Raw genomic sequence first — 610 nt, forward strand, 5'->3', positions numbered from 1 at the left:
TGATTAATACTAACTTTTGAAGTAATAACTTCATAAAAAACACCTAAAGAAAATATAAAAGAAAGAACCATTCCACCTATTGCAATTGCTGAGCTAATACCTTTAGATTTTTTTGTAATAAACCCAATAAGTAAAAATGCAATTGCAGGAAATATGGGAATCAACCACGCTAAATCTATAAATCTCATCATAACACCTACCATTTCAAAATATTGAAGTCTTCTACATTAGATGTAGTATGACTGCGGTAAATATTTAAAATAATAGCTAGACCCACAGCAATTTCAGCTGCTGCAACTACAATAACAAATATAGCAAAAAGGTGTCCTGTAACCTTTTCTGGTGCTAAAAATCTATTAAAAGCTACTAAATTAATATTGACTGCATTCATCATAAGTTCTACTGACATTAATACACTGATAACATTTCTTTTAGCGATAGCTCCGTAAAGACCAATACAAAGCAAGGCTGCTGCGAGTATTAAATAACCTTCTAAACCAACCATTTAATTTTTCACTCCTTTAGCTAAAATAATAGCTCCTACTAATGCTATTAATAAAAGTAATGCAGAAACTTCAAAGGGAATCATATAATTTCCAAAAAATCCATC

General features: G+C 30.3%; 1 protein-coding gene and 1 pseudogene. Both read right to left on the minus strand.

From position 1 onward, the window contains the following. Window positions 1-188 (minus strand): annotated as a pseudogene (locus COL3_RS25880) (NADH-quinone oxidoreductase subunit L); the annotation flags it as partial. A gap of 8 nt (window positions 189-196) precedes the next feature. Next, the gene (nuoK, locus tag COL3_RS25885; RefSeq protein ID WP_099716764.1) at window positions 197-505 is read right to left on the minus strand and encodes an NADH-quinone oxidoreductase subunit NuoK; all 309 of its coding nucleotides are present in this window, start codon (window positions 503-505) and stop codon (window positions 197-199) included. Between the last annotated feature and the right edge of the window lie 105 nt (window positions 506-610).

Source organism: Clostridium sp. LS (assembly GCF_002760435.1).
Taxonomy (GTDB): domain Bacteria; phylum Bacillota; class Clostridia; order Clostridiales; family Clostridiaceae; genus Clostridium.